Origin of the sequence: Vibrio splendidus 12E03, from assembly GCF_000272105.2 — a bacterium.
Taxonomy (GTDB): Bacteria; Pseudomonadota; Gammaproteobacteria; order Enterobacterales; family Vibrionaceae; genus Vibrio; species Vibrio splendidus_I.
The window spans coordinates 101,816-128,184 of sequence record NZ_AJZD02000032.1 but is presented as its reverse complement, the minus strand read 5'-3'; the positions used below and the strand labels follow the sequence as shown (position 1 = coordinate 128,184).

Below are 26,369 nucleotides of genomic sequence, written 5' to 3'. Positions count from 1 at the left end.
AAGGCTCTAGCAGAAATGCTAGAGCCTTTTGCTTTCTGAATCCAATATACGCTATTAGCAAAGTAGCGGATTCTCCGACTTACTAAAACAGCGCGTGTTGGGAGTCGAAACCTCCAACCTTTCCATACCCTAAGCCTCAGTAGAAATGCTGAGGCTTTTTTGCATCTGTTGCTTCTACGAAGCAATGTTGGGAGTTGGATCGTCAGCCCGGTCTAATCTCTCCGCCCCTGTCATCTTTAGAAGTAATGCTGAAAGCATCAAGTACTCCTGTAGCTATCTCTACCTACTCAACACTCATTTTACTCTGTAGTTCTGCTAGTTATTAACTAACGCTATTCCAGCGAGGCATTGAGTTCTGTTATTTGTGTTTCCATGTGAAACGTGAAGCCGTTCGATTGATACTTATATAATCTTGGAAGTGGTTTATTGGGTAGACTAGCGAGTGCGCAGAAGAACGAGTTCTCTGTATGACTTAACCTACTTAAAGAGTTCTGGCCACCCCACATTAAGGCTTTCGATTACTCAAATATTAGCGGTATCAAATATCGATATGAGATCTATGTTCCACGCATACCTTTCAGCGATAGCTTCAGTATGGGAATTGGTGAGTTTGACTTTCATTGGGTATAAAAAAGGCCACCTAAAGTAGGCGGCCTTGGTTGATCTATCTAGGTGTTAATCTAGCTCTTTCTCTGCTTGTTTTGCTTTCTCTATCATAGGAGTGATTGTTGATCCTTGAACTAAGATTGAGAACACAACAACGGCATAGGTCATGACAAGGATTATCTCTTTAACATCTATTGCCTTGTCTTCAATCACCCAGATACCCGAAGGGATTGAAAGTGCCATGGCTAGAGCTAAACCACCGCGTAAACCACCCCAAGTTAGAATCTTAATCGACCACGGATTGTAAGTTCTAAAGCGTTTGAATCCGATGTAAGACAAGAAAACGCTTAGGTAGCGTGCGCTTAGTACTAGAGGAACTGCAAACGCCATCAAAATCCAGTCTTCTTGGTGGAACTTGAACAATAGCATCGACATACCGATTAATAAGAACAATACGCCATTTAAGAATTCATCTATCAATTCCCAGAAGTGATCTAGGTGATCTTCACTCTCTTTCGAGAATCCGATAAAGCGAGTCCAGTTACCAATCATGATACCCGACACCACCATCGCTAATGGTCCTGATACATGGAGAACTTCAGCAAACGCATAACCAGCAGTTGGGATACCGATGGTCAATAACAGTTCCATCGAGTGGTCATCGGTGTTGCTGATTAGGTAGTGGAATACGAGACCTAAAACAAAACCGTAGATAATTCCGCCAATCGCTTCTTGGACGAATAACATGGTCACGCTACCGACAGTCGGAGCTTCTGTGCCAAAGGCTATGGTAAATAGTGTTACGAAGATAACTAAACCAAAACCATCGTTAAATAGAGACTCTCCCTCTATTTGAGTAGAGATTCGTCTAGGAGCATCGAGTTTTTTTACTATAGCTAGAACCGCTATTGGGTCGGTTGGAGAGATTAGAGAACCAAACAGTAGGCAATAAATTAGATCAAATTGAATACCGATGAACTGGCAGAACCCGTACAGCACAAAACCGATAAAGAATGTTGAAAACAGCGTTGCACCTAATGCGAGTACTGTTATTTCCCACTTCTGGTCTTTTAGGTTTGGTAATTTAATCCCCAAACCACCGGCAAAGAGCAAGAACCCCAAGATTCCCTTAAGTAAGAAATCTTCAAAGTTGATACTGGCAACGGTTTCTGAGGCGATGTCAGCCAATTGGAACCAATTGTTTTGTCCCGCAATGATAATCAATAGAGATAACATCATTGAGCCAGCTGTGATGGCGATGGTTGTCTGCATTTTACCAATTTTGGTATTCACGAAAGCAATAAGCATGGCTGCAGCGGACAAGAAGCATAAGGTGTAATAGACCGACATTGGGATTCCAATATGTAACAAAGTATGAATATGAATTTTCGTTGTCTCATGCTCAAATAGCAAACATTTTTTTGTCATGAGTCGGTAATCAATTTCCTTTTTTAGACGTCTAGACTCCTTTTTAATGTGTGATAGGATGGGGGGATAATTAAAGGAATGAGGTTGTACCGTGGGAAGTAATGTAAGGCAAAAGATTGATGCTCTGTTGAAGCAACGAATTTTACTGATTGATGGTGGCATGGGCACCATGATTCAGGATTATAAATTGGAAGAGCAAGACTATCGTGGTGAACGCTTTGCTGATTGGCACAGTGACTTAAAGGGTAACAATGACCTTTTAGTTCTTACGCAGCCTAAGCTTATCAAAGATATCCATTCAGAATACTTGGAAGCTGGGGCTGACATCCTCGAAACCAATACCTTTAACGCTACAACCATCGCTATGGCCGACTATGATATGGAAAGCCTTAGTGAAGAAATTAACTTTGCTGCTGCCAAGCTTGCTCGTGAAGCGGCTGATGAATGGACCGCAAAGACCCCAGACAAGCCTCGCTTCGTCGCGGGTGTATTAGGTCCAACTAACCGAACTTGTTCTATCTCGCCTGATGTAAACGATCCAGGTTATCGAAATGTTAGCTTTGACGAGTTAGTTGAAGCTTATTCTGAGTCGACTCGCGCGCTCATTAAGGGCGGTTCAGACTTAATTCTTATCGAAACTATCTTCGATACGTTGAACGCGAAAGCGTGTGCTTTTGCAGTCGAATCTGTTTTCGAAGAAGTGGGTATTACTCTTCCTGTGATGATCTCCGGTACCATCACTGATGCATCAGGTCGTACACTCTCAGGACAGACGACAGAAGCATTCTACAACGCCCTTCGTCATGTAAAACCTATCTCATTTGGATTGAACTGTGCATTAGGCCCTGATGAACTGAGAGAGTACGTCGGTGAGATGTCTCGTATCTCAGAGTGTAATGTTTCTGCTCACCCTAATGCGGGTTTACCTAATGCATTTGGTGAGTATGACCTTTCTCCTGAAGATATGGCTGAACACGTTAAGGAATGGGCTGAAAGTGGCTTCTTGAACTTGATTGGTGGTTGTTGTGGTACTACGCCAGAGCACATTCGCCAAATGGCAGAAGCGGTTGAAGGCGTAACCCCTCGTCAGTTACCTGACCTACCTGTGTCATGTCGCCTTTCTGGACTTGAGCCTCTGACGATTGCTAAAGAATCTTTATTCGTGAACGTAGGTGAGCGTACCAATGTTACGGGCTCAGCTCGCTTTAAGCGCCTTATTAAGGAAGAGCTTTACGATGAAGCCTTGAGTGTTGCTCGAGAGCAAGTTGAGAATGGCGCACAGATTATCGATATCAACATGGATGAAGGGATGCTAGACGCTGAGGCGTGTATGGTTAAATTCCTTAATCTATGTGCCTCAGAACCAGAAATCTCGAAAGTGCCAGTCATGGTCGACTCTTCTAAGTGGGAAGTTATCGAAGCTGGTTTGAAATGCATTCAAGGCAAAGGCATTGTTAACTCAATATCTCTAAAAGAAGGCAAAGAGAAGTTCGTCGAGCAAGCCAAGTTAGTTCGTCGTTATGGTGCAGCTGTCATCGTAATGGCATTCGATGAAGTCGGGCAGGCTGATACTCGAGAGCGTAAAGTCGAGATCTGTACCAATGCCTACAACATTCTTGTTGATGAAGTTGGTTTCCCGCCAGAAGATATTATTTTTGACCCGAACATTTTCGCAGTAGCTACTGGTATTGATGAACATAACAACTATGCGGTCGATTTCATCGAGGCTGTAGGGGATATCAAACGCGATCTCCCTTATGCGATGATCTCTGGTGGTGTATCGAACGTGTCGTTCTCATTCCGAGGCAATAACTACGTCCGTGAGGCAATCCACGCAGTATTCCTATATCACTGTTTTAAAAATGGTATGGATATGGGCATCGTAAACGCTGGTCAGTTAGAAATTTACGATAATGTTCCAGAAGATCTGCGTGATGCTGTTGAAGATGTCGTACTAAACCGTCGTGATGATTCGACAGAACGATTGCTGGATATGGCGACCGAATACCTAGAGCGCGCAGTCGGTAAGGTTGAAGATAAATCGGCATTAGAGTGGCGAACTTGGCCTGTAGAGAAGCGTTTGGAGCACTCTTTGGTAAAAGGTATCACCGACTTTATTGTTGAAGATACCGAAGAAGCTCGCGTTAATGCCTCTCGTCCTATTGAAGTGATTGAAGGCCCATTAATGGATGGTATGAACGTTGTTGGTGACCTATTTGGTGAAGGTAAGATGTTCTTACCACAGGTTGTAAAGTCTGCACGTGTTATGAAACAGGCCGTTGCGCACTTAGAACCGTTCATCAATGCATCCAAAGAAGTAGGTGCGACTAACGGTAAGATTCTGTTAGCGACGGTTAAAGGAGACGTACACGATATCGGTAAGAATATCGTTGGCGTGGTTTTGCAGTGTAATAACTACGAAATTATCGACTTAGGTGTGATGGTTTCTTGTGAAAAGATTCTCAAGGTAGCCAAAGAAGAGAATGTCGACATTATTGGCCTGTCTGGGCTGATTACACCGTCTCTTGATGAAATGGTACATGTTGCTAAAGAAATGGAGAGACAGGGTTTCAGGCTGCCTCTTCTGATTGGCGGTGCAACCACATCTAAAGCTCACACAGCAGTTAAGATTGAACAGAATTATTCAGAACCTGTTGTATACGTAAATAATGCCTCGCGTGCAGTGGGTGTTTGTACTTCACTACTTTCTGATGAATTGAAACCCGCTTTCGTTGAGAAGCTGGATATCGATTACGATCGCGTTCGAGATCAGCACAATCGTAAGAAGCCTCGTACCAAGCCTGTCACGCTTGAAAGAGCTCGTGCCAATAAAGTTGCTATCGATTGGGATGCGTATACGCCACTGGCACCCGCTAAGCCGGGAGTTCACATCTTCAATGATTTTGATGTGGCGACTTTGCGTCAGTACATCGATTGGACTCCATTCTTTATGACATGGTCATTGGTTGGTAAATACCCAGCTATTTTGGACCATGAAGAAGTGGGTGAAGAAGCAAAACGTTTATTCAAAGATGCCAATGATTTACTGGATCGCGTAGAGAAAGAGAAGCTGCTTGAAGCGCGTGGCATGTGTGCCATGTTCCCAGCGAACAGTGTTGGTGATGATATTGAGGTGTATACCGATGAATCTCGTACCGAAGTTCTAAAAGTTCTACACAATCTTCGTCAACAAACAGAGAAACCAAAAGGCTTTAACTACTGTTTGTCTGATTACATTGCGCCAAAAGAAAGCGGTAAAGCGGATTGGATTGGTGGCTTTGCGGTTACGGGTGGTATTGGTGAGCGAGAGCTGGCTGATGAATACAAAGCGAAAGGCGATGACTACAACGCGATTATGATTCAGGCGGTTGCTGACCGATTGGCTGAGGCGTTCGCGGAATATCTGCATAAAGAAGTGAGAAAGGATATTTGGGGTTACTCGCCAGATGAGAATTTGTCTAACGACGATTTGATTCGAGAGAAATACCAAGGTATTCGTCCAGCTCCAGGTTACCCTGCTTGCCCAGAGCATACAGAGAAAGGTACGTTGTGGGAGCTGATGGACGTTGAAAAGGCAATCGATATGTCATTAACGACAAGCTACGCGATGTGGCCTGGTGCCTCAGTGTCTGGTATGTATTTCTCACACCCTGATGCTAGATACTTTGCTATTGCACAGATTCAACAGGATCAAGTGGATAGCTATGCTGACCGCAAAGGTTGGGACATGTTAGAAGCCGAGAAGTGGTTAGGTCCAAACATTAACTAGTTTGAATCTACGACGAGCTTTGATTCGTATAGTAAAAAAGAGAAAGGGTTGCTTAACAGCAACCCTTTTTGTATCTGAGATTTAGTTATTTATCTGTTGGTGATAAACGCATTTTTACTCAAACAATTCTTGGTGCAGTTTTTGAATCGCCAACTTAGAAACAGATTCATCTAGCAAGAAACACAGGTTGTGTGGGCTTGCTCCGTAACAAATCATGCGTAGGTTGAAATCTTCAAGAGTGCCGAATACCTGCTTCGCATAGCCTTTGCTTTCACTCATGTTGTTACCAATAAGTGCAACAAGGCATAGGTCGTGTTCAATATCGACAGAACACAGCTCTTCAAGCTCAAGGCGAGCGGCTTCAGGTAACTCAGGAGCACCACCTGATGTGTCTGTTTGATCCAGAGTAAGTGACACACTGATCTCTGAGGTAGTGATAAGATCGACAGAGATCTTATGTTTAGCAAGGATCTCGAACACTTTTGCTAAGAAGCCATAGGCGTGGAACATGTTAGCACTGCGTAGCGTAACCATGGTTTGGTTGCAGCGTAGGGCAAGCGCTCTAAATAGAGGGGAGCTCTCAACTTGTTGGCGAATCCAAGTACCACCTAACTCTGGCGCTTTAGAAGAGCCGACAAATACCGGTATTTGGTGGCGTAGTGCAGGTACTAGCGTTGATGGGTGCAAGATCTTCGCACCAAAGTTTGCCATTTCCGATGCTTCACTAAAGCTGATCTCTGGGATAGGAGAAGCTTTAGGTGCAATACGAGGGTCAGTGGTGTAAATACCCGGAACATCCGTCCAGATTTCTAGACCAATCGCCTGTACAGATTCGGCAATCAATGCTGCTGAGTAATCACTGCCACCGCGGCCTAAAGTCGTGGTGTTACCTTCGCTATCAGCGCCGATAAAACCTTGTGTAACGACAACTTGTTGTTGGCAAAGTGGAATCAATTTCTCTTTTGCCAAAGCAGCAATCTCTTCTAGCTGTGGTTCTGCTTTTCCGAAATCATCATCGGTGCGCATCACTTCTCTGATATCGAAACGAACCGCAGGTGTACCACGTTCGCGAAGGATTTGAGCAAGGATGTGTGTCGACATCAACTCGCCACATGCGACAAGGTGATCAGTCAGTTTAGTGCTTGTTTGGAATGATGCAGCCTCTGCAGCGCTCGCAATGTCATCAAGAATGCTGTGAACTTCTTTTTCGATGCTGATTGGGTCTGCGAGTTGATCAAGAATTGCGTTATGAATATCCGCTAATTGCGCCATTAGTTCCTGACGACGAGTTTTGTCTTGAACACCATTTGCCAGTTCAACCAGCAAGTTAGTGACACCAGAGCATGCACTACTCACGACCAGTTTCGTGTTTGAGTTGTTTTCAATAATGGCAGCACAACGGCTCATTGCTTCAAAGTTGGCAACACTTGTTCCACCAAACTTAGCGACATTAAAAGAACCAGCTACATTAGATGCACTCACGATATATCTCCCACGACTTCCTAAAATAAAATTACGGTTGGGTAATCCAACGTCCGATGTTTTTCGAAGAGAGTTTTAGAGCAAAAAGAGAGGAATTATTAGAATAGTAACCTCAGAAGCTCTTCACCATATAGAAATGGCGACAGTTGAAGGGATTCAGCCCGCTCAACCGATAATAAAGGTCCTGCATCCTTTTATTATCTCGGCACTGCTCCCCATAAATGTTTTGTATTGGAAATGCGGTTCCACAAAACATCTGCCTGGGCAGTGCTCCTCTTCTGCTAGATAGCCGTTTCATTGAACGTTTTTGTGGTAACAATGTCAATCCGTAACTTGAGATAATTGAAAAATAATTTTAACAATTATGTGACAGTGGTTTGACCTCAATACTTATGACTAATTGCTGAGGTAATCAATTTGCTTTAGGGTGGATTGTTCACAACATTAACGTAAGGGATGTACATGTCTAATTTAACACTCACTACTGCTATCGATAGCTTTTATCCACCACACCGAACGTTAATGGGGCCGGGGCCTTCAGATATCTCACCTCAAGTGTTACAGGCTTTGAGCCGTCCAACCATAGGTCACTTAGATCCGCTGTTTATTGCGATGATGGACGAGCTTAAACAGCTTCTTAAATACGCTTTTCAGACTGAAAACGAATTTACGATTGCCGTTTCTGCACCGGGCAGTGCGGGTATGGAGACCTGTTTTGTTAACTTGATTGAGCCTGGTGAAAAGGTGATTGTTTGTCGTAACGGTGTCTTCGGTGAGCGTATGCGAGAAAACGTGGTGCGTTGTGGTGGCCAAGCCATCCTTGTTGATGACGAATGGGGCAAGCCCGTTTCAGTTGAAAAGGTAGAACAAGCATTGGTAGAAAATCCCGATGCTGTTGCTGTGGCTTTTGTTCATGCAGAGACATCAACCGGAGCGCTATCTGATGCTCAAGCTATCTCAGCTATCGCTCGTCAGTTTGATGCGTTAACGATTGTTGATGCGGTGACATCATTAGGTGGTGTGCCATTGCTGGTTGATGAGTGGCAGCTTGATGCGGTTTATTCTGGCAGCCAAAAATGTCTGTCTTGTGTGCCAGGGCTATCTCCAGTGACTTTCTCTCAGCGTGCGGTTGATAAAATGAAAGCCCGCCAAGCACCAGTACAAAGCTGGTTCTTGGATCAAAGTTTAGTATTGGGTTACTGGAGTGGAGAAGGTAAGCGTAGCTACCACCATACCGCACCCGTGAACAGCCTTTATGCTCTGCATGAGTCGCTGGTTTTGTTGAAAAATGAAGGCCTAGATAATGCGTGGTCTCGTCATCATGCGATGCACCAAGAGCTTAAAGAAGGCGTAGAAGCGCTAGGGTTAAGGTTTGTGGTTGATGAAGAGAGTCGCTTGCCGCAGCTGAACGCACTGTATTTCCCTGAAGGAATTGATGAAGCTCAGATCAGAACGCAGCTTCTAGAAGAATATAATCTTGAAATCGGTGCTGGGTTAGGCTCTTTGGCTGGTAAGGCATGGCGTATCGGCTTGATGGGCTACGGCGCTCGTAAAGAGAATGTCGCGTTGTGTCTAAAAGCGCTAAAAGATGTATTGAAATAGCTGTAATAAACTGAAATTAAATAGAAAAGCGCACGAGGAAACGTGCGCTTTTTTGTATCTACCCCCAAGCTCCTATTTAAATGGTGCTTTAGTTGTGAGGTCTAAACATTATTCAGCAGACGAAACGTTATCTTCTGCTTGTGACACTTTCTTATACTGAACCTTTGAAAAGTCTCTGTTAGGGAATAAAAAGTTCGCTTCGCTACGAATTTGTTCTGCTTTACTTTCTTCTCCTAGGCCTTGATACGCCAGAATCAGATTGCTGTAGAAAGCCGGTCTTGGTTTGCTCTTAATGATCTCTAGTGACCAATCGATGTAAGGCTGTATAAGACTTGGGTCGGCTTTGTAGAGGCCAATATTAAGGTAAGTGCTGTATATATCCCAATCGTAGCGATCTTTCCACACCACGGGGTTCGTTACCTGCTTAAGAATATCTGGGTTCTTAGGCTTAGACAGTTCAAACTTAGTCAGTACATAGTTGGTATGCAGGGCGCTCAACATATAAAAACTGACCAAGATAGGGAGTACTAAGCTCGACACTCTAAACAGTGTCTTGCTGATGATACTGAACGACTGTTGATAATGTCGGGAAGAGCGCTGATCTACCCAGTAAATCAATATAATGAATGTTATCCAGTGAATCGCCGAGTGGTAAAAAGGATACTCAAGTTGAGAGTGCAAAAGGATCGGGATAAATAAAGCAAGCAGGGCTAGACGCGTTCCCTTTGCAGAACTTGCTATGCGTGACATAACCAATATTGCAGCAACCAAGATCCCGATGATTGGTACAATCCCCCCTTCAACTCCCCAAAACAGGAACTCATTGTGCGGGTGATCCATTGAAGGAAGACCTGGGTGATAGTTCGAGTTGAGTTGATGTTGGCGAGCCGTATATAGCGTGTATTCAGACTCAAATTTCCCGTAACCATAACCGGTAAATGGCTTTTCGATCATCATATCTAAAGCTTGTGGGAAGGTATAAGCTCGTGGGCTTTCTAAGTTAGCCCTTTTACTTGCAAGACTATCTGTCGTGCTGAGGTTGATCACCGTGAACGCAACAGCGATACCAGCCACTACTGATATACACCAACCGTAGAAGCGTTTTTTTGTCGAGAACTTGTAAAGATAAGGCAGGATACATATCAATCCAATTCCAGCCGCAAGCCAACCAGTACGAGAAGCGATGATAATCAACAGGGGTACGGTTAAGGTTGGGGTTAGATAAAGTAAAATCGACTCACTAATCTTATGGTTATATTTAGCGGGTTGCCTTGCTAAAAGATAAGCGGACAGCACAAAACCCGTAGCAAGGAAGCTGGCCATTACATTCGGTTGTTGGAATATCCCATATGGTCGGTTTGCCGCTGTGTTGTAGCCAAATAGGTTGCCAGGCTCTAAGACGAAATATTGCACATAGCCAAATAGTGCTTGTATGACAACAGCAAGCACAATGAACCACAACATGCGCTGCTTGTGCTTATTGCTGAATTTAAATTGCTGCAGCACGACGAATAATGCAAAGCCCGCCCACAATCCAAGCAAGCGTCCTGACGCTCCTTGAGGTGCAGCATTGCTGTATAAAACGGGTAGCGTGAGTATGATGCAGCTTATCAACAAGCCAATCGTTAATTTTGAATACTTAAGTACTCTATTGGTCGCGAGTTGATAAAAGCCAATTGCTAGCGTGAAGCTTAGCGCCAGCCAAGTTGTTGGGTTAAATGATAACGCAAGCCCCGAGCCTCCAGGGTTAGGCATGAAAAAATGCATGGCTAACAAGAATACAACAGCCAAAGAAGCCAGAAATGCTTTGTTGAGTGGTAGCTGAGTGACCTGATTTTCTAGCTGGGTACCGCTAGTGTGTATTGTTGCCATAAATCCCTAACCTTATAAAAACAGAGCTTGTTCCTTCTGAAACAAGCTCTGTTACTTTAACATTTTTCTGTCTGCTCGCAGGGCGCTATTTTACACCTACTTCAAATTTAACATAGGCTTAAGGAAGCGAGCGGTGTGTGAACCTTCGACCAATGCCACATCTTCTGGTGTGCCCTCTGCAACAATCTCACCACCACCTTGTCCGCCTTCTGGACCTAAATCTAAGATCCAGTCAGCTGTTTTTACGACATCGAGATTGTGCTCAATGACTACAACCGTATTACCGTGATCACGTAGGCGATGCAGTACCGTTAATAGTTGCTGGATATCGTGGAAATGAAGGCCTGTTGTTGGCTCATCGAGAATGTATAAGGTTTTACCTGTATCTCGTTTAGACAGCTCGCGAGCTAATTTAACACGTTGTGCTTCACCGCCAGATAAGGTGGTTGCCGCTTGGCCTAAGCGAATGTAAGAAAGACCCACATCCATAAGCGTTTGCAGTTTACGTGCAATCACTGGAACTGGATTAAAGAACTCACGAGCATCTTCAACAGTCATCTCAAGGACTTCGTCAATGGTTTTGCCTTTATAACGAACTTCTAGTGTTTCACGGTTATAGCGTTTGCCTTTACACACATCACAAGGTACATACACATCCGGCAAGAAGTGCATCTCTACTTTGATTACGCCATCACCCTGACAAGCCTCACAACGACCACCACGAACGTTAAAGCTGAATCGACCTGGTTTATAACCTCGAGATCGAGACTCTTGTGTGCCTGCGAATAGTTCACGGATAGGAGTGAAGATCCCTGTGTAGGTTGCAGGGTTTGATCTTGGTGTTCGACCTATAGGGCTTTGATCTATGTCGATTACCTTATCGAAATGTTCTAGCCCTTTAATCTTTTTGTGTTGTGCAGGAACAGCAGTCGTGGCTCCGTTTAATTGAGTGTGGGCGACTTTGAAGAAGGTGTCATTGATCAGCGTGGATTTCCCCGAACCTGATACCCCCGTAATACAACTGAATAAGCCTACAGGAATAGTCGCGGTCACATTTTTTAGGTTGTTGCCTGTCGCTCCAACGATCTCTACGACCTTCTTCTTGTCGATAGGTGTTCTCTTTCCTGGCACAGCAATCTCTTTAGCACCGCTCAGGTATTGTCCTGTCAAAGAGTTCGGGTTTTCGATGATGTCTTGCATTGTACCTTCTGCTACCACGTGTCCACCATGCACACCCGCACCTGGGCCGATATCGATGACATGGTCTGCACAGCGAATGGCATCTTCGTCATGTTCCACAACAAGCACGGTATTACCTAAGTCTCTGAGGTGAATCAAGGTTTGCAGAAGACGTTCATTATCGCGCTGGTGGAGGCCAATCGATGGTTCATCCAGCACATACATAACGCCAACTAAGCCGGCACCGATTTGGCTCGCTAAACGAATACGTTGCGCCTCACCACCAGACAGCGTTTCAGCACTGCGTGATAGGTTAAGGTAGTTCAAACCTACGTTGACTAAGAAATGCAGACGATCATTGATCTCTTTCATCACTTTATCTGCGATCTGCCCACGCTGACCGTCTAATTTCAATTCTTGGAAAAATTGTAGTGCGTCAGCAATGCTCAGCTCAACGATTTCCGGCAGTGTTGTATCACCAATGAAAACATTTCGAGCTTCTAGTCTCAGGCGAGTGCCATCACAGCTAGAACACGATTTCGTTGATATGTACTTGGCTAGATCTTCACGCACCGCGCTAGATTCAGTATCACGGTAACGGCGCTCTAAGGTATTTAAGATGCCTTCAAATGGATGACGTTTGACTCGAATATCACCTCGGTCATTGATGTACTTGAATTCCACTTCAGTACGACCTGAACCTTTAAGAGTGATCTCTTGAATCTTTTTAGGTAAAGAATTAAATGGTGCATACAGATCAAAACCATAATGTTCTGACAGCGATGTGAGCATCTGGAAATAGTAGTAGTTCTTTTGATCCCAACCTTTGATTGCACCTTCTGCAATACTTAGGCTTTCATCTAATATCACTCGGCTTGGATCAAAATATTGTTGAACACCGAGACCATCACACGTACCACAGGCACCTGCCGGGTTATTAAATGAGAACAGGCGAGGCTCAAGCTCTTGCATGCTGTAACCACATTTTGGACAAGCGAAGTTAGCAGAAAATACGATTTCTTCTTGATCTGTTTCGTCCATCCAACCGACTACGGCGATGCCACCAGATAGCTCTAATGTTGTCTCAAACGATTCAGCTAAACGCTGTTGAAGATCTGGGCGGACCTTAAAGCGATCAACGACAACTTCTATGGTGTGCTTCTTGTGCAGTTCAAGGGTTGGTGGATCGGACAAGTCACAGGTTTCCCCATCAATTCGAGCGCGGATAAAGCCTTGAGCGGCTAAGTTTTCAAGCGTTTTAACATGCTCACCTTTACGCTCTTTAACGATCGGCGCTAGCAGCATCATTTTTGAGCCTGCAGGTAACTCTAGTACCTTGTCTACCATTTGACTGATAGTTTGCGCGGCAAGAGGGATATTGTGATCAGGACAGCGCGGCTCACCAACACGAGCATAAAGGAGTCTTAGGTAATCATAGACTTCAGTGATGGTGCCAACCGTTGAACGAGGGTTGTGAGAGGTCGACTTTTGTTCTATTGAGATAGCAGGAGACAAACCTTCAATGTGGTCAACATCCGGCTTTTCCATAAGGGATAGAAATTGACGAGCATAGGCTGACAAAGACTCAACATAGCGACGCTGCCCCTCGGCATAAAGGGTATCAAACGCAAGTGATGACTTCCCTGAACCTGATAATCCGGTGATAACCGTCAGCTTATCACGAGGTATGGTTAGGTTAATGTCTTTGAGGTTATGCGTACGAGCGCCTCTAATTTCTATTTTATCCATCTCAATAGACCATGTAATTTTAAGTGGCTAAAGTATTACATAGAGTGAGATTTGTGCAAAGTTTTACTGGATAAAAAAACAGTAAAACAAAAAAGGGCGACTCACAGAGTCGCCCTTTTAGAATTCGAAACGCTAGTTATTAACAAGTCGTTATGCTTCTTTTTGTGTCGAGTGTTTACCTAGCTCGACTTGCTGTTGGTCTTTCTTGTATAGGTTCTCAAAGCAGTAGTTGGTAGCTTCGATATAACCTTCAACACTACCACAGTCAAAACGTTGACCTTTAAATTTGTAAGCCAATACGCAGCCCGCTTTTGCTTGTTTTAGCAATGCATCAGTGATCTGGATTTCGCCGCCTTTGCCTGGCTCAGTCTGCTCGATAAGTTCAAAGATATCCGGAGTCAGAATATAACGACCAATGATCGCTAGGTTGCTTGGTGCCGTGCCTTGCTCTGGTTTTTCTACCATGTCATCAACACGGAAAAGATCATCTTTAATCATTTCGCCAGAGATAACACCGTACTTGTGAGTTTCTTCTTCAGGAACTTCTTGTACAGCAACAATAGAACAGCGGAATTGCTTGTATAGCGCAACCATTTGAGCCAATACGCCTTGCTGCTCGTTAACACAAAGGTCATCGGCAAGTACTACTGCGAATGGTTCATCACCTACAAGCTCACGACCCGTCAAGATAGCATGACCAAGGCCTTTCATTTCACGTTGGCGAATGTAGGTGAAGTTTGCCGCTTCAATCGTTTCACGGATATTAACCAATAGGTCTTCTTTATTGGTGCCGCTAATCTGATGTTCAAGCTCGTAGTTTTTATCAAAGTGATCCATGATCGAGTGCTTACCACGTCCAGTAACGATGCACATTCCATCCATACCAGCTTCGATAGCTTCCTCTACACCGTATTCAATCAGAGGTTTGTTTACTACAGGCATCATTTCTTTAGGCATTGACTTGGTTGCAGGTAAAAAACGTGTACCGTAGCCAGCTGCCGGGAAAAGGCACTTTTTGATCATGATAAGACCCTTTATCTATAATAATTATTGATTCAACTGAGTTGTTGATATTTCTGAGGGCAACTCTAGCATAAGTTGTGTCGAAAATTCAGCAACAATACCTATGGTTTACTAGAGCTTCCCTCAAAATTATCGTCAGACTAAGGGGCGGATCGATTATGCAAGCAAGTTCTGGTTTGCCCAAGCAATCGCTTGAACCCTATTTTTGACCGCCAACTTACGGAATATCTGATAAAGGTGAGATTTAACCGTGAACTCGCTAATAAACAAGTCATCGGCGATTTGTGTGTTTGATGACCCTGACTGAAGACAGCGAATTACCTGAATCTCGCGAATGGTTAAATCAACGTTGGTTGGTGTGGTGTTGGTATTGACCATATTACGATAATAAAACAGCAGTTGATTGGTTACCTTCCTCGGTAACCAGTTCTCTCCATCGATGACTTCTTGAAGACCACGAGCAATCTTGTCCTTCTGCTCGGTGTTGTAAAATAGCCCTTTTAGTACACCATAGGTAAGAAGCTCAGATGTCGGAAGTTGCTGAGGGACATTGAACAAGATGATCTCATGGTTTTTCCACATAACAGTCAGGTTAGGACAAATAATCAATAGTTGTGGAACCTCTCTGTAATCGACAAGCAAGATCCGGTTACTCTGCTTTCTATCAACTAGCATTAATTCGTCGGGCGTCATTTTGTAGAGAATAATAGATAAGTGCTTTTCTATCTCTTTTACATGTAGATAGGTGTCGTTTGGGTCGATGCACAGAAAGTGTAAAGTGCGAGCGTATCTTGATTTTCTCATTGAAACGTCCTGTTTAAGGGGGATTAGATTCCACGTTGTCATGCAGGCTTTAGCTTCTCTAGCGCCTTGATAGTGACTTGCGTTGAATATCAATTATCAAAGTAAATGAGTGGTTTGTAAGTGGAGAAAAAAGCAACATCGCTCTGAATATCATGATTTGTTACGTTTTTATTCTTTGTAGTGAGGAGAGAATAGGAATGCGATTTATCACTGCAGAAAAGCATGCTATTCTTGTGCGCTAAAATTTTCTGAGACTATGAATTTAGACGGAGCAAATCATGGCTAGCCGTGGAGTTAACAAAGTTATATTAGTGGGTAACCTAGGTAATGACCCTGAAATTCGTTACATGCCAAATGGCGGCGCAGTAGCGAACATTACCATTGCAACGTCAGAGTCATGGCGTGATAAAGCAACTGGCGAGCAGCGTGAAAAAACAGAATGGCACCGTGTTGCTCTGTTTGGCAAGCTAGCGGAAGTTGCTGGTGAGTACCTACGTAAAGGTTCTCAAGTTTACATTGAAGGTCAACTTCAAACGCGTAAATGGCAAGATCAAAGCGGTCAAGATCGCTACACAACTGAAGTGGTTGTGCAAGGCTTCAATGGTGTAATGCAAATGCTTGGCGGCCGTGCTCAAGGTGGTGCTCCTGCTCAAGGTGGCATGGGTAACAACCAACAGCAAGGTGGTTGGGGTCAGCCACAGCAGCCACAACAACAGCAGCAACAATACAGTGCTCCCGCTCAACAGCAGCCAAAAGCACCTCAACAAGCTCCTCAGCAGGCTCAACCTCAATATAATGAGCCACCAATGGATTTTGATGATGACATCCCATTTTAGATCCTGTTTTTAATATATTATAAAGACAGTATTAAATTGGAAAAAGCCGCGTTCATCGCGGCTTTTTGTTACCTACAATTCTTAACGCTTTATTTACAATGTCAATTTATAGTATAAGTAGCAATACGGTATAATGTGAGTTGAAAAGGATTTCGTTATTCATGAGATATACCCCGACACTAAAACTGAGCACTCGATTGGTCGCATTTGTCACCGTGATAGTGATCAGCGCGATGTTCATTCTTTTTATTGGTGGCACACTTTCCTTTAAGCGTATTGGACAGGAATATTTAGACCATTATTTGGTTGGCATTGTCGACGTTGTAGATAAAGAGATGGAAGACCCTGATGCCGCGTATTCAATGCAGCGTTGGATGCCTAAGATGTTACAGGCGAGCAATATTGTTGAGATGAAACTCTCGAACAAGACCGGCATCGTTTATCGTTTCAAAGATACTTCCCCACAAATTGATCCCAATCGTCTTTATGAGAAAAGCTTCATTTTAGAGCGTAATGAAGGCTACCGAATCGAATTTAAAGCGCTTCCTCCTTATATTGGCTACAACTACTCAATGGAAGCGATGTGGTCAATTACTTTGGCTGTCGCATTGGTCCTTTTCTGTCTTGCTCGCGGTGTTCGTTGGTTGAAAGAGCAACTCATGGGTTCTGAGATTTTGGAAGAGCGAGGAAGAATGATCTTGGCCGGTCAGGTTGAAGCTCATGCAAAGGGAGATGAGCGAGAGTGGCCTTATACCGCAAGCGAAGCCTTAGATGTATTGATTGAAGAGCTGCAAGATGCTCGTCAAGAACGAAGTCGCTTTGATACCTTTATTCGTACTCACACCTTCCTAGATAAACTCACGGGAACGGCAAACCGAGTTTTATTCGATAATAAGCTGGAGTCGGCACTGCATGAAAGTGGCGCTCGAGGCGGTGTGTTACTGATACGTATCGACGAATGGGAGCAAGTTAGTGATGCTAACGATAAGCAAACCACTGACGGCTTTATTATTGAAGTCGGTGAAGTACTGTCGAATATCGTTCAACGCTATCCCGATGTCATTTTTTCTCGCTATTACGAAGCGGACTTTGCTGTATTTATCCCTCATCAGGGCGCAAAAGATATTGCGACCTTGGCTGCTCAGTGTTTAAGGCAGTTAGATAAGCTAACTCCGCCAGAGCCTTTAGAGTCGGATGACTGGTGTCATATTGGTGTAACCATGTATACCGAAGGTGAGCGTCATAGCCAGATCATGGATGAAACGGAAACGGCACTAAAGAGTGCTCAGTTAGAGCGTATTAATAACTGGAGCCGTTACCCGAAAGAGAATAAGAATGAGCTTGATAGAGGCAGTGTTCGTTGGAGAACATTACTTGATAAAGCCCTGCTTCCTGAAAATTTAGTAATCTTTGCTCAGCGGTGTTATCTTATGCCGGAATCTGGTCAAGCTAATGAATTACATAGAGAAATATTCGCTAGAATTCAGGATCCTGATAAAGGTTTATTGAAATCGTCTCGATTTATGCCTGCGGTAGAGCAAGTGGGTTATCAAGCTCAAATGGACCAATCGGTTCTAAAGGTTGTATTGAAATCGCTGAAAGAATCAACTCAACCTATCAACTATTCGGTGAATCTGAATGTTACCCCGTTTGCTAATAAACAGCATTTTAAGTGGTTTAGGAGTGAGTTGTTACAGCTCTCTGCTCAACACCGATCTCAGCTTGCGTTTGAGTTTCCAGAAGGGCACTTGATTGCTCATCTTGATTATATGAGACCGGTAGCAAAGATGTTGCGAGGTTTAGGGTGTAAAGTTGTGGTAGGCCAAGCTGGACGAACCATTGTTAGCACCCACTATATAAAGGATTTGAAGGTTAATTATATTAAGCTTCATCGAAGCCTAATAAAGAAAATCGATCAAAGGCATGAGAACCAACTGTTTGTTCGCAGCTTAATTGGGGCGTGCGGTGATTCTCCAACTCAAGTTATTGCCGTTGGAGTCGAGTCAAAACAAGAAAAGAATACCTTGATAGAGTTAGGCATTAACGGCTATCAAGGGAGATATTTCGACGAAGAACAACAAATTATCCCTTTGCCTAATCAAGCAGAAAAGGCCGCGAAAGCGGAATCTGTTGTCAAAGTTGGTCGAAGAAATCGATGGCGTAAGAGTAGTAGTTAAGAATGAATTTTAAAGCGATTTTAGACAAGATAAAGCCAACGAATAATAAAGGTAGCTCGCAAGTTGTCATGTTAGGCAACGATGCCATTTATATTTCATCGACAGAGCAAGAGCCTCAAGTAACCAGCATTCCCGTGGTTAATGGGGACTGGGAGAGTGCGCTAAAAAAATCGCTTAGCAGTGAGGCGTTTACCAGCAATAGCCTCCAGCTGATTGTCTGTGCTAACTACTACCAAACCTACCAAATTGATAAACCGGACATTCCAGAGAGTGAATGGTCGGTAGCACTGCCTTTTTTACTCAAAGACCTTGTTTCAGAAAGAGTCACGGAAATCACCGCGAGTGCGGTCGCGTTACCGACGTCGAATAAGCTGCAAGTATATGTCCTGCCTAAAAAGCTGTTGGACAAGCTTCTGAATATCACTAATTCGGCTCAGGTTGAATTAATAGGTGTTGCTCCCGAAGATGAAATCTGGGGTTACAGCGCTGGCGAACTGTCTAATTTCATTCTTTTACAGCGCAGCACTAATTCACACTTTAAGTTGGGTGCGTTTGTTGAAAATACCGTTTGTTTTCAAAGAACCATCCGCAGTGTTGTCCCACCTTTAACGGGTGTTGCGTCAAGTGCTCTGCAGTTAGATGGCCTCGCTTTAGAGCTTCAACGCTCGATTGATTACCTTTCTTCGCAAATTAAAGGCACCCAACTTCATCAACTAAAGATCTGTTGTGATGAAGAGGATGAAGCTGAATTACAAACTGCATTAAATAATACACTGAGCTCAACGGTCTCTTTGCTTGTTGAAGGTGAGCGCGAAAACTCTGAAAGTTTGTTAGTGCAATTAGCCGCTGAAAAAGAGACGTTTACGGTCAACCTTTACCCTGAGCATTTAAAGCCTAAAAAAGAGTATTTTACGTTAGCGAATGTGGCTGCGAGTTGGGGAGTGGTTAGTGCGTTGTTGCTTGGCAGCTACTTTGTCATGAACTATCAAGCTTCCAATCTAGACACTGAATTAACAGTGTTGCAACAAGACTCTAATCAGCTTAACAAACAAGTTAAGCAACTGAATAGTCAGTTAACTCAACATAAACCCTCCCCTGAGAAAGTGGCGGCAGTTGACCGTCTCAAACGTGAGACTCAAGCAAAAAAAGAGGCGCTAAAGGCGGTTGGACAATACGACGAGTCTCAGCAAGTCGGGTATTCTGGCGTCATGAATTCCTTAGCTCAATTAGGCCGAAATGACATCTCTCTTTCGCACATCTATATGACCCATGACACGTTAGATATGAGTGGCTTAGCTCGCAATGCCAATGTTGTCCCTAACTGGATTGGTCAATTCAAAAATGAGCTTAATCTTGTTGGCCGCTCTTTTGAAAAACTGAAAATAGGTCGTAATGATCAAGATGTGGTGAGCTTTGAGTTAAGTACTCGTAGGGAGAGCAAGTAATGCAGCAATGGAATCAACTTAGCGATAAGTTTCTTGCATTAAGCCCAAGAGAAAAGTGGCTGCTTTTCGTGTGCGGTTTTGTTGGTATCTTTATGCTGCTTTTTACCTTACTGGTGGAGCCGGTGTACCTCGATCTGCAAGCAAAAAATGCCAAGATGACCAGCCTGACTCAATCAAATCAGAGGCAGCAAGGTGAGCTACTTGTTCTGCAAGCCAAATTGAACAAAGACCCAGACAAAGAGATCAATCTCGAATACAAAAAATTGATGCGAGAGAGCCAAGAACTGTCACTTGAATTAGCCGAGATGGTCGATGGGCTGATCTCTCCATCCCAAATGTCGCAATTGCTCGAAAGTGTCCTCAATGCAGGTACTGGGCTGCAATTAGAATCGCTGGAATCACTTAAGCCAGAAGCGATTTCGAACAACAAAGAGACCAGTGAATATTCCGGTTATTTTCTTCACCCGGTGAGAATGGAGCTAACTGGTAGTTACTTTGATATTGCAGCTTACCTTCAGGCTCTTGAATCTCTTCCTGTGAGTTACTACTGGCGTACATTTGAATACACAGTAGAAGAATACCCGAAAGCTCGACTTGTATTTGAGGTTTACACGCTAGGTACCAGACAGGAGTTTATCGGTGGTTAGAACTCTATTGTTGTCATTACTGTTTGCCAGCTCTCTGGTGTCGGCAGAGCAAGATCCAACGGCACCTCTGGGGTGGATGACGCCTCAACAAAAAACAGCGCCGGCGAAGAAATCGCCAACTCATTATCGCCTACCGTCTTTAGAGAGCATCGTGTGTAAAGCGGATACGCCTTGCTACGCCATTCTCAATGGTGAAATTGTTGCTCAAGGGGAGACGATACGAGGGTATCGAGTTAAGAAAATAGATTCAGAATACGTCACTCTGCAGAGAAGCTCTAAGCAGTGGAAATTAGAGATGTTCTCTTTAGATATTAAGAATAATTAAGGTTTGAGTGAAGACATGCGTAAACTTGTAGTAGCAATCCTAGTGTCATCTTTGGTCGGCTGTTCGATGGGGCATCGTGATCCCGTTGAGATAAAAGAGTCTTTAAACGAATCTATTAATGAAGCGAACAGCAAGGCGCTTCACGACCTGCCTTCGTCTGTACAAGATGATCTTATGCCTCAGCTTAATTCCGATGCCATGTCTCCGGGAATGGAGACCGTGAAGCGTTTTCGTATTCAAGCAAAAGGTGTCGAAGCGAGAACCTTCTTTGCCAGTTTAGTGAAAGGTACAGAATACAGCGCAGCGATTCATCCAAGTGTTTCTGGAAAGCTTACGTTGAACCTAACGGATGTGACGCTAGATGAAGTGCTGGCTGTGGCTCAGGATATGTATGGCTACGATATTGAAAAGCGTGGCAAAGTGATTCAAGTTTACCCTGCGGGCCTTCGCACTGTGACAATCCCTGTCGACTACTTACAGGTTAAACGTGCTGGTCGCTCATTGACTACGATAACGACGGGTACGATCTCTAACTCAGACAACAGTTCATCGAGCTCTTCAAGTTCTGACTCAAATTCATCGAACTCTTCAAATAATTCAAACTCTACCTCGAACGGCGGTACTGAGATTGAGACCACTTCTGAAAGTGATTTCTGGCCACAACTTGAGGCTGCGGTTGCACACCTAATTGGTTCTGGGAATGGGCAAAGTGTTGTCGTGACACCTCAAGCGAGTGTGATTACGGTTCGTGCATTCCCTGATGAAATTCGTGAGGTTCGCGAGTTCTTAGGTGTTTCCCAACAGCGCTTGCAACGCCAAGTTATCCTTGAAGCCAAAATCATGGAAGTGACGTTGAGCGATGGTTACCAGCAGGGCATTAACTGGACGAAAATGTTCTCGTCAAACGGAACTAATTACACTGTTGGCATGGGTTCTATAGTCAAAGATGCGACAGGAGCTATTATTCCGGGCACATTACCTGGGATGGACCCTATAGGTGCAGCACTTGGTGGTCAATCCAATATTGTTGTATCGGGGAGCAGCTTCGAGGCGGTATTGAGCTTTATGGATACTCAAGGCGACCTCAATGTGCTTTCTAGCCCAAGAGTCACAGCTGCAAATAACCAAAAAGCGGTGATCAAAGTCGGCACAGACGAGTATTACGTCACAGATTTATCAAGTGCGGTTGGCAGTGGTGATAATGCCAACGTAGCACCTGAAGTGGAATTAACGCCGTTTTTCTCTGGTATCTCATTAGATGTGACCCCTCAAATTGATGATAAAGGCAGCGTATTCTTGCATGTCCACCCTGCGGTTATCGAAGTCGAAGAAGAAGTTAAAGAACTCAACCTTGGCTCAACAACGGGTGTCGTACAGCTTCCTTTAGCGAAAAGCTCTATTCGTGAGTCTGATTCAGTGATTCGTGCACAAGATGGTGATGTGGTTGTTATTGGTGGCCTGATGAAATCAAATACCAGTGACGTGACTTCTAAGGTTCCATTCTTAGGCGACATTCCGGCTTTGGGTCACTTGTTCCGCAACACCAATCAGTTGACGCAAAAGACCGAGCTCGTGATTTTGCTTAAACCGACGGTTGTGGGTGTGAATACTTGGCAAACTGAGCTTGAACGTTCTCGTGATCTGCTTCAGCAATGGTTCCCTGATGAAGAGTAAATGCTTACTTTCTGAATTGGCAGCGCTTCACTAAGCCGGGTGAACCTATGTATCAAGCTCATTTTGGTTTTGAACAGCTGCCATTTACTTTAACGCCGAATACCGATTTTTTTTACGGATTAGCCCCGCATTTTGAGGCGATTCAAACGGTCATTTCGGCGTTAGAGATGGGAGAGGGCGTCATCAAGGTGACTGGAGAAGTAGGCACCGGTAAGACTATGGTTTGTCGGATGTTGGTCAATCACCTAAAAAACTGTACTGCATTAATTTACTTGCCAAACCCAGTGTTGTCCGGAGCTGACTTACGTCATGCTGTCGCCAAAGAGCTTGATTTAAAGGTTGAGAACGAAGCCTCGCTGGTGGATAACATTCAACATAAGTTGATTGAACTGCATAATTCAGGCTTAAGAGTGGTTGCGATTATTGATGAGGCACAAGCTCTCTCTGACGAAGCACTAGAGACATTGAGACTGTTCGGCAATCTGGAAACTGAAGACAAGAAATTACTTCAGATAGTGTTACTTGGACAGCCAGAACTAGACGCTCGTTTAGAGGCTTATCATCTAAGACAATTTCGTCAAAGAATCACTTTTAGTTCGACATTAAGGGCGCTAACTCTTGATGAGACGGTGGCTTATATTGATAACCGAATTGCTAAATCTGGTGGCAACCCAGAACTGTTCAGTTTGAATCAAAAAAAAGCGATTTGTCGTTCTTCACAAGGTATCCCAAGGTTGATAAATCAGCTATGCCACAAGGCTTTACTGTTGTCGTTCAGTGAAAGCAAAAAAAGTATCGATAACCAACATCTGTTTTCTGCGATGCATGAAACTTACGATGTGTGTAAGCCCAAATTTAAAACGCCAATACTGTGGGGTTGGAATTAATTATGAGCGTCATTAATAACGCCTTGTCTGAATTGGCAAAGAAAAAATCAGCGACAGCAATAGAAGCCGCGGTCGTGCCTAAGGTAAAAACGCGATCACCTTTGGTGTGGGTAACAGCAGGTTTTACTCTGAGCTTAGCCATGGGTGGTTGGGCGATATCACAGGGGCCAACGGTCGATAACTCAATATTGACTCAAGGTAGGCAGGTTCAGGTTACTGTTGTAGACAGCTCGCCAGAAGTGCCTGCCATTGTTACTCAAGCTCCGTCATCGCCAACTAAAAAGTTAGTAACGGTCGATTCTTCCTATCTAACTCAAGTACGCTCAGAAACAAGTATTCGGAATCAGGCGCCAGTTGTGGAGTCAGTGGTTAAAACGCCACAAATAACAAAACCTCAGATACAAGCGAAACCGATAGCAAAAACAAAAGTAAATACGACACAAGTTCCTGAGCCGACCTTGATTGCGAGTGTTGCGAAGAGCAGCCCAGCTTCTATTTCTGATGAGCCCAAAGATTCAGAAAATAGTGGAATACTGATTGAACAAGTAGAACTGACCCCAGAGCAACTTTCTATAAATGCTCAAGGGCGAGCTCAGAAAGCGTTGGATGCAAATGATCTTACTGGTGCATTGAAGGGGTACAACGAAGCACTTCGTTATACGCCAAGAAATGAGGATGTTCGTCAAAAGCTCGCTATTCTCTATTTCGGCAAGGGCGATACTCGTAAAGCTTACGAACTTTTTCAGTCGGGCATTAAACTCAACATCAATAGTGAAAAGTTACGTTTGGGACTATCTAAATTGTTGGTGAAAGCGGACCAAGCAGAGGCAGCGTTAAGCCCTCTGATACACATGCCTCCGCATCCAACTCAAGAATACTTAGCAATGCGTGCTGCGCTGAGCCAAAAGTCACAGCAAGAAGAAATAGCACTGGAGAGTTACCAAAAGCTGGTCGAGGTCGATTCTGAGAACGCTCGCTGGTGGCTAGGTTTAGCGATACAGCAAGAGCGACAGTTAGATTTCGCTGCAGCAAAACAATCATACCAAGGTGCGTTAACTCGAGTCGGTATCTCATCTCAATCACAAAGCTTTGTGCGTGACCGATTGAAAATAATCAGTGTTTTAGAGGAGAGCAGCAATGCAAATTAGATTAAGAAAAAGACTTGGTGATTTGCTTGTTGAAGAAGGCATTATTACCGAGGCCCAAGTTGAACAAGCGCTTGCCTCTCAAAAAAGTACTGGTCGTAAGCTTGGTGATGCTCTTATTGAACTTGGCTTCTTGTCTGAGCAACAAATGCTAAGCTTTTTGTCGCAACAGCTTGCTATTCCTCTTATCGATCTAAGTCGAGCGAACGTTGATGTTGAAGCTGTTCAGCTTTTACCTGAAGTGCATGCCCGCCGTCTTCGCGCATTGGTTATTGGTCGTCAAGGTGACACGCTGCGCGTGGCGATGAGTGATCCTGCGGATCTGTTTGCTCAGGAATCACTACTTGGTCAATTGGGTGATTACGCACTCGAATTTGTTGTTGCACCAGAAAGACAGCTGGTCGATGGGTTTGATCGCTACTACCGTAGAACCAAAGAGATCGCCTCATTCGCTGAGCAGCTTCATGCAGAGCACCAAGTTAATGAAGCTTTCGATTTTGATATCGAAGAAGAAGACAGTGACGAAGTGACAGTGGTTAAGCTGATCAACTCGCTGTTTGAAGATGCGATTCAAGTAGGCGCTTCCGATATCCATATTGAACCTGATTCTAATGTGCTACGTCTTCGTCAGCGTATTGATGGCGTGTTACATGAAACTCTCCTTAACGAAGTGAATATCGCTTCGGCACTTGTACTGCGTTTAAAGCTGATGGCCAACCTCGATATCTCAGAGAAGCGTCTTCCTCAAGACGGTCGCTTCAATATTCGAGCGAAAGGTCAGTCTGTGGATATTCGTATGTCGACTATGCCAGTGCAGCACGGTGAGTCAGTAGTAATGCGTTTGCTTAACCAGTCTGCTGGTTTACGTAAATTGGAAGCGTCGGGCATACCGAGTGATCTGCTGGTTCGTCTTCGTAAACAGTTACGCCGCCCTCACGGAATGATTCTAGTCACTGGTCCTACGGGCTCGGGTAAAACAACCACCCTTTATGGTGCGCTAAGTGAATTGAATGAACCGGGTAAAAAAATTATTACTGCGGAAGACCCGGTGGAATATCGCCTGCCTAGAATCAACCAAGTGCAGGTTAATCCTAAAATCAATCTCGACTTCTCTACTATCTTAAGAACCTTTTTACGTCAGGATCCCGATATCATTCTTATTGGTGAGATGCGTGACCATGAGACGGTCGAGATTGGTTTGAGAGCTGCACTTACCGGTCACTTAGTGCTAAGTACCCTTCACACCAACGATGCGGTAGACAGTGCATTGCGTATGATGGATATGGGAGCGCCAGGTTACTTAGTCGCGAGTGCGGTCCGAGCAGTAGTGGCACAGCGATTGGTTCGTAAAGTTTGTACCGACTGTAAGGTTGATGACGAACTGGATGAAGCGCGCAAACAATGGCTGAGCGTTCGTTTCCCTAATCAGGTCGGCGTCCCTTTCATGAAAGGTCGTGGTTGTCAGAACTGTAATTTAACCGGGTACCGCGGGCGTATCGGTGTATTCGAGATGTTGGAGCTTGAGCACAACATGATGGATGCTTTAAGAGCTAACGATGCCGTTGGTTTTGCTCAAACCGCAAGACAGTCTGAAAACTACAAACCACTATTAGCCTCTGCTATGGAGTTGGCTTTGCAAGGTGTAGTGAGCCTCGACGAGATAATGAACCTCGGCGAAGGTGACGCATCTGGCTCAACTGACCCAATTTATCTGTAGGG

General features: G+C 44.3%; 17 protein-coding genes and 1 riboswitch. Of the genes, 11 read left to right on the top strand and 6 right to left on the bottom strand.

What is annotated here, in order from left to right; translation table 11 throughout:
* Positions 1 to 675: 675 nt before the first annotated feature.
* Entirely contained in the window at positions 676 to 1,956 is a 1,281-nt protein-coding gene (locus A142_RS03880; protein WP_019827001.1) for a cation:proton antiporter, read from the bottom strand.
* A 169-nt stretch (positions 1,957 to 2,125) separates the two neighbouring features.
* Between A142_RS03880 and metH the strand changes: the two genes are divergently transcribed.
* Complete coding sequence (gene metH / locus A142_RS03875; protein ID WP_019826999.1) at positions 2,126 to 5,803, top strand: methionine synthase; 3,678 nt, start codon at positions 2,126 to 2,128, stop codon at positions 5,801 to 5,803.
* Between the two features lie 114 nt (positions 5,804 to 5,917).
* Here the strand turns inward: metH and lysC are convergent, their stop codons facing one another.
* Positions 5,918 to 7,285, bottom strand: a complete 1,368-nt coding sequence (lysC, locus tag A142_RS03870; protein WP_019826997.1) for a lysine-sensitive aspartokinase 3 — start codon at positions 7,283 to 7,285, stop codon at positions 5,918 to 5,920.
* A 108-nt stretch (positions 7,286 to 7,393) separates the two neighbouring features.
* Positions 7,394 to 7,571, bottom strand: a riboswitch (Lysine riboswitch).
* A 176-nt stretch (positions 7,572 to 7,747) separates the two neighbouring features.
* Between lysC and A142_RS03865 the strand changes: the two genes are divergently transcribed.
* Positions 7,748 to 8,887, top strand: coding sequence for a pyridoxal-phosphate-dependent aminotransferase family protein (locus tag A142_RS03865; protein ID WP_019826995.1), 1,140 nt, complete (start codon positions 7,748 to 7,750; stop codon positions 8,885 to 8,887).
* A 108-nt stretch (positions 8,888 to 8,995) separates the two neighbouring features.
* Here A142_RS03865 and A142_RS03860 read toward each other — a convergent pair whose 3' ends face one another.
* From A142_RS03860 to A142_RS03845, 4 genes are all read right to left on the bottom strand, one after another.
* Positions 8,996 to 10,759 carry a PglL family O-oligosaccharyltransferase gene (locus A142_RS03860; RefSeq protein ID WP_019826993.1) on the bottom strand — a complete coding sequence of 588 codons (1,764 nt, stop codon included), beginning with the start codon at positions 10,757 to 10,759 and terminating at the stop codon, positions 8,996 to 8,998.
* 96 nt (positions 10,760 to 10,855) lie between these two features.
* On the bottom strand, positions 10,856 to 13,687 hold the full coding sequence (gene uvrA, locus A142_RS03855; protein ID WP_019826991.1) for an excinuclease ABC subunit UvrA: 2,832 nt from the start codon (positions 13,685 to 13,687) through the stop codon (positions 10,856 to 10,858).
* A 150-nt stretch (positions 13,688 to 13,837) separates the two neighbouring features.
* On the bottom strand, positions 13,838 to 14,710 hold the full coding sequence (gene galU / locus A142_RS03850; protein WP_019826989.1) for a UTP--glucose-1-phosphate uridylyltransferase GalU: 873 nt from the start codon (positions 14,708 to 14,710) through the stop codon (positions 13,838 to 13,840).
* 156 nt (positions 14,711 to 14,866) lie between these two features.
* The gene (locus tag A142_RS03845) at positions 14,867 to 15,514 is read right to left on the bottom strand and encodes a LuxR C-terminal-related transcriptional regulator (RefSeq protein ID WP_029405754.1); all 648 of its coding nucleotides are present in this window, start codon (positions 15,512 to 15,514) and stop codon (positions 14,867 to 14,869) included.
* 278 nt (positions 15,515 to 15,792) lie between these two features.
* On the opposite strand from A142_RS03845, the gene A142_RS03840 reads away from it, so the two are divergent.
* The 9 genes from A142_RS03840 to A142_RS03800 all read left to right on the top strand — a co-directional run bounded on the left by A142_RS03840 (position 15,793) and on the right by A142_RS03800 (position 26,367).
* A complete protein-coding gene (locus A142_RS03840; RefSeq protein WP_017061342.1) occupies positions 15,793 to 16,350 on the top strand; it encodes a single-stranded DNA-binding protein in 558 nt (185 codons plus the stop codon).
* A 161-nt stretch (positions 16,351 to 16,511) separates the two neighbouring features.
* Positions 16,512 to 18,527 carry an RNase E specificity factor CsrD gene (csrD, locus tag A142_RS03835; RefSeq protein WP_019826984.1) on the top strand — a complete coding sequence of 672 codons (2,016 nt, stop codon included), beginning with the start codon at positions 16,512 to 16,514 and terminating at the stop codon, positions 18,525 to 18,527.
* 2 nt (positions 18,528 to 18,529) lie between these two features.
* The gene (locus A142_RS03830; protein WP_019826981.1) at positions 18,530 to 19,972 is read left to right on the top strand and encodes an MSHA biogenesis protein MshI; all 1,443 of its coding nucleotides are present in this window, start codon (positions 18,530 to 18,532) and stop codon (positions 19,970 to 19,972) included.
* The gene (gene pilO, locus A142_RS03825) at positions 19,972 to 20,619 is read left to right on the top strand and encodes a type 4a pilus biogenesis protein PilO (RefSeq protein WP_019826979.1); all 648 of its coding nucleotides are present in this window, start codon (positions 19,972 to 19,974) and stop codon (positions 20,617 to 20,619) included. The genes A142_RS03830 and pilO overlap by 1 nt, the downstream gene beginning before the upstream one ends.
* Positions 20,612 to 20,944, top strand: coding sequence for a hypothetical protein (locus A142_RS03820; protein WP_019826977.1), 333 nt, complete (start codon positions 20,612 to 20,614; stop codon positions 20,942 to 20,944). The genes pilO and A142_RS03820 overlap by 8 nt, the downstream gene beginning before the upstream one ends.
* Positions 20,945 to 20,959: 15 nt before the next feature.
* Complete coding sequence (gene mshL / locus A142_RS03815) at positions 20,960 to 22,618, top strand: pilus (MSHA type) biogenesis protein MshL (protein WP_019826975.1); 1,659 nt, start codon at positions 20,960 to 20,962, stop codon at positions 22,616 to 22,618.
* A 47-nt stretch (positions 22,619 to 22,665) separates the two neighbouring features.
* Positions 22,666 to 23,505 (top strand): ExeA family protein, encoded by an 840-nt coding sequence (locus A142_RS03810; protein WP_019826973.1) that lies wholly within the window; start codon positions 22,666 to 22,668, stop codon positions 23,503 to 23,505.
* A gap of 2 nt (positions 23,506 to 23,507) precedes the next feature.
* A complete protein-coding gene (locus A142_RS03805; RefSeq protein ID WP_029405753.1) occupies positions 23,508 to 24,653 on the top strand; it encodes a tetratricopeptide repeat protein in 1,146 nt (381 codons plus the stop codon).
* The gene (locus tag A142_RS03800; protein WP_019826969.1) at positions 24,643 to 26,367 is read left to right on the top strand and encodes a GspE/PulE family protein; all 1,725 of its coding nucleotides are present in this window, start codon (positions 24,643 to 24,645) and stop codon (positions 26,365 to 26,367) included. The genes A142_RS03805 and A142_RS03800 overlap by 11 nt, the downstream gene beginning before the upstream one ends.
* The last annotated feature ends 2 nt before the right edge of the window (positions 26,368 to 26,369 follow it).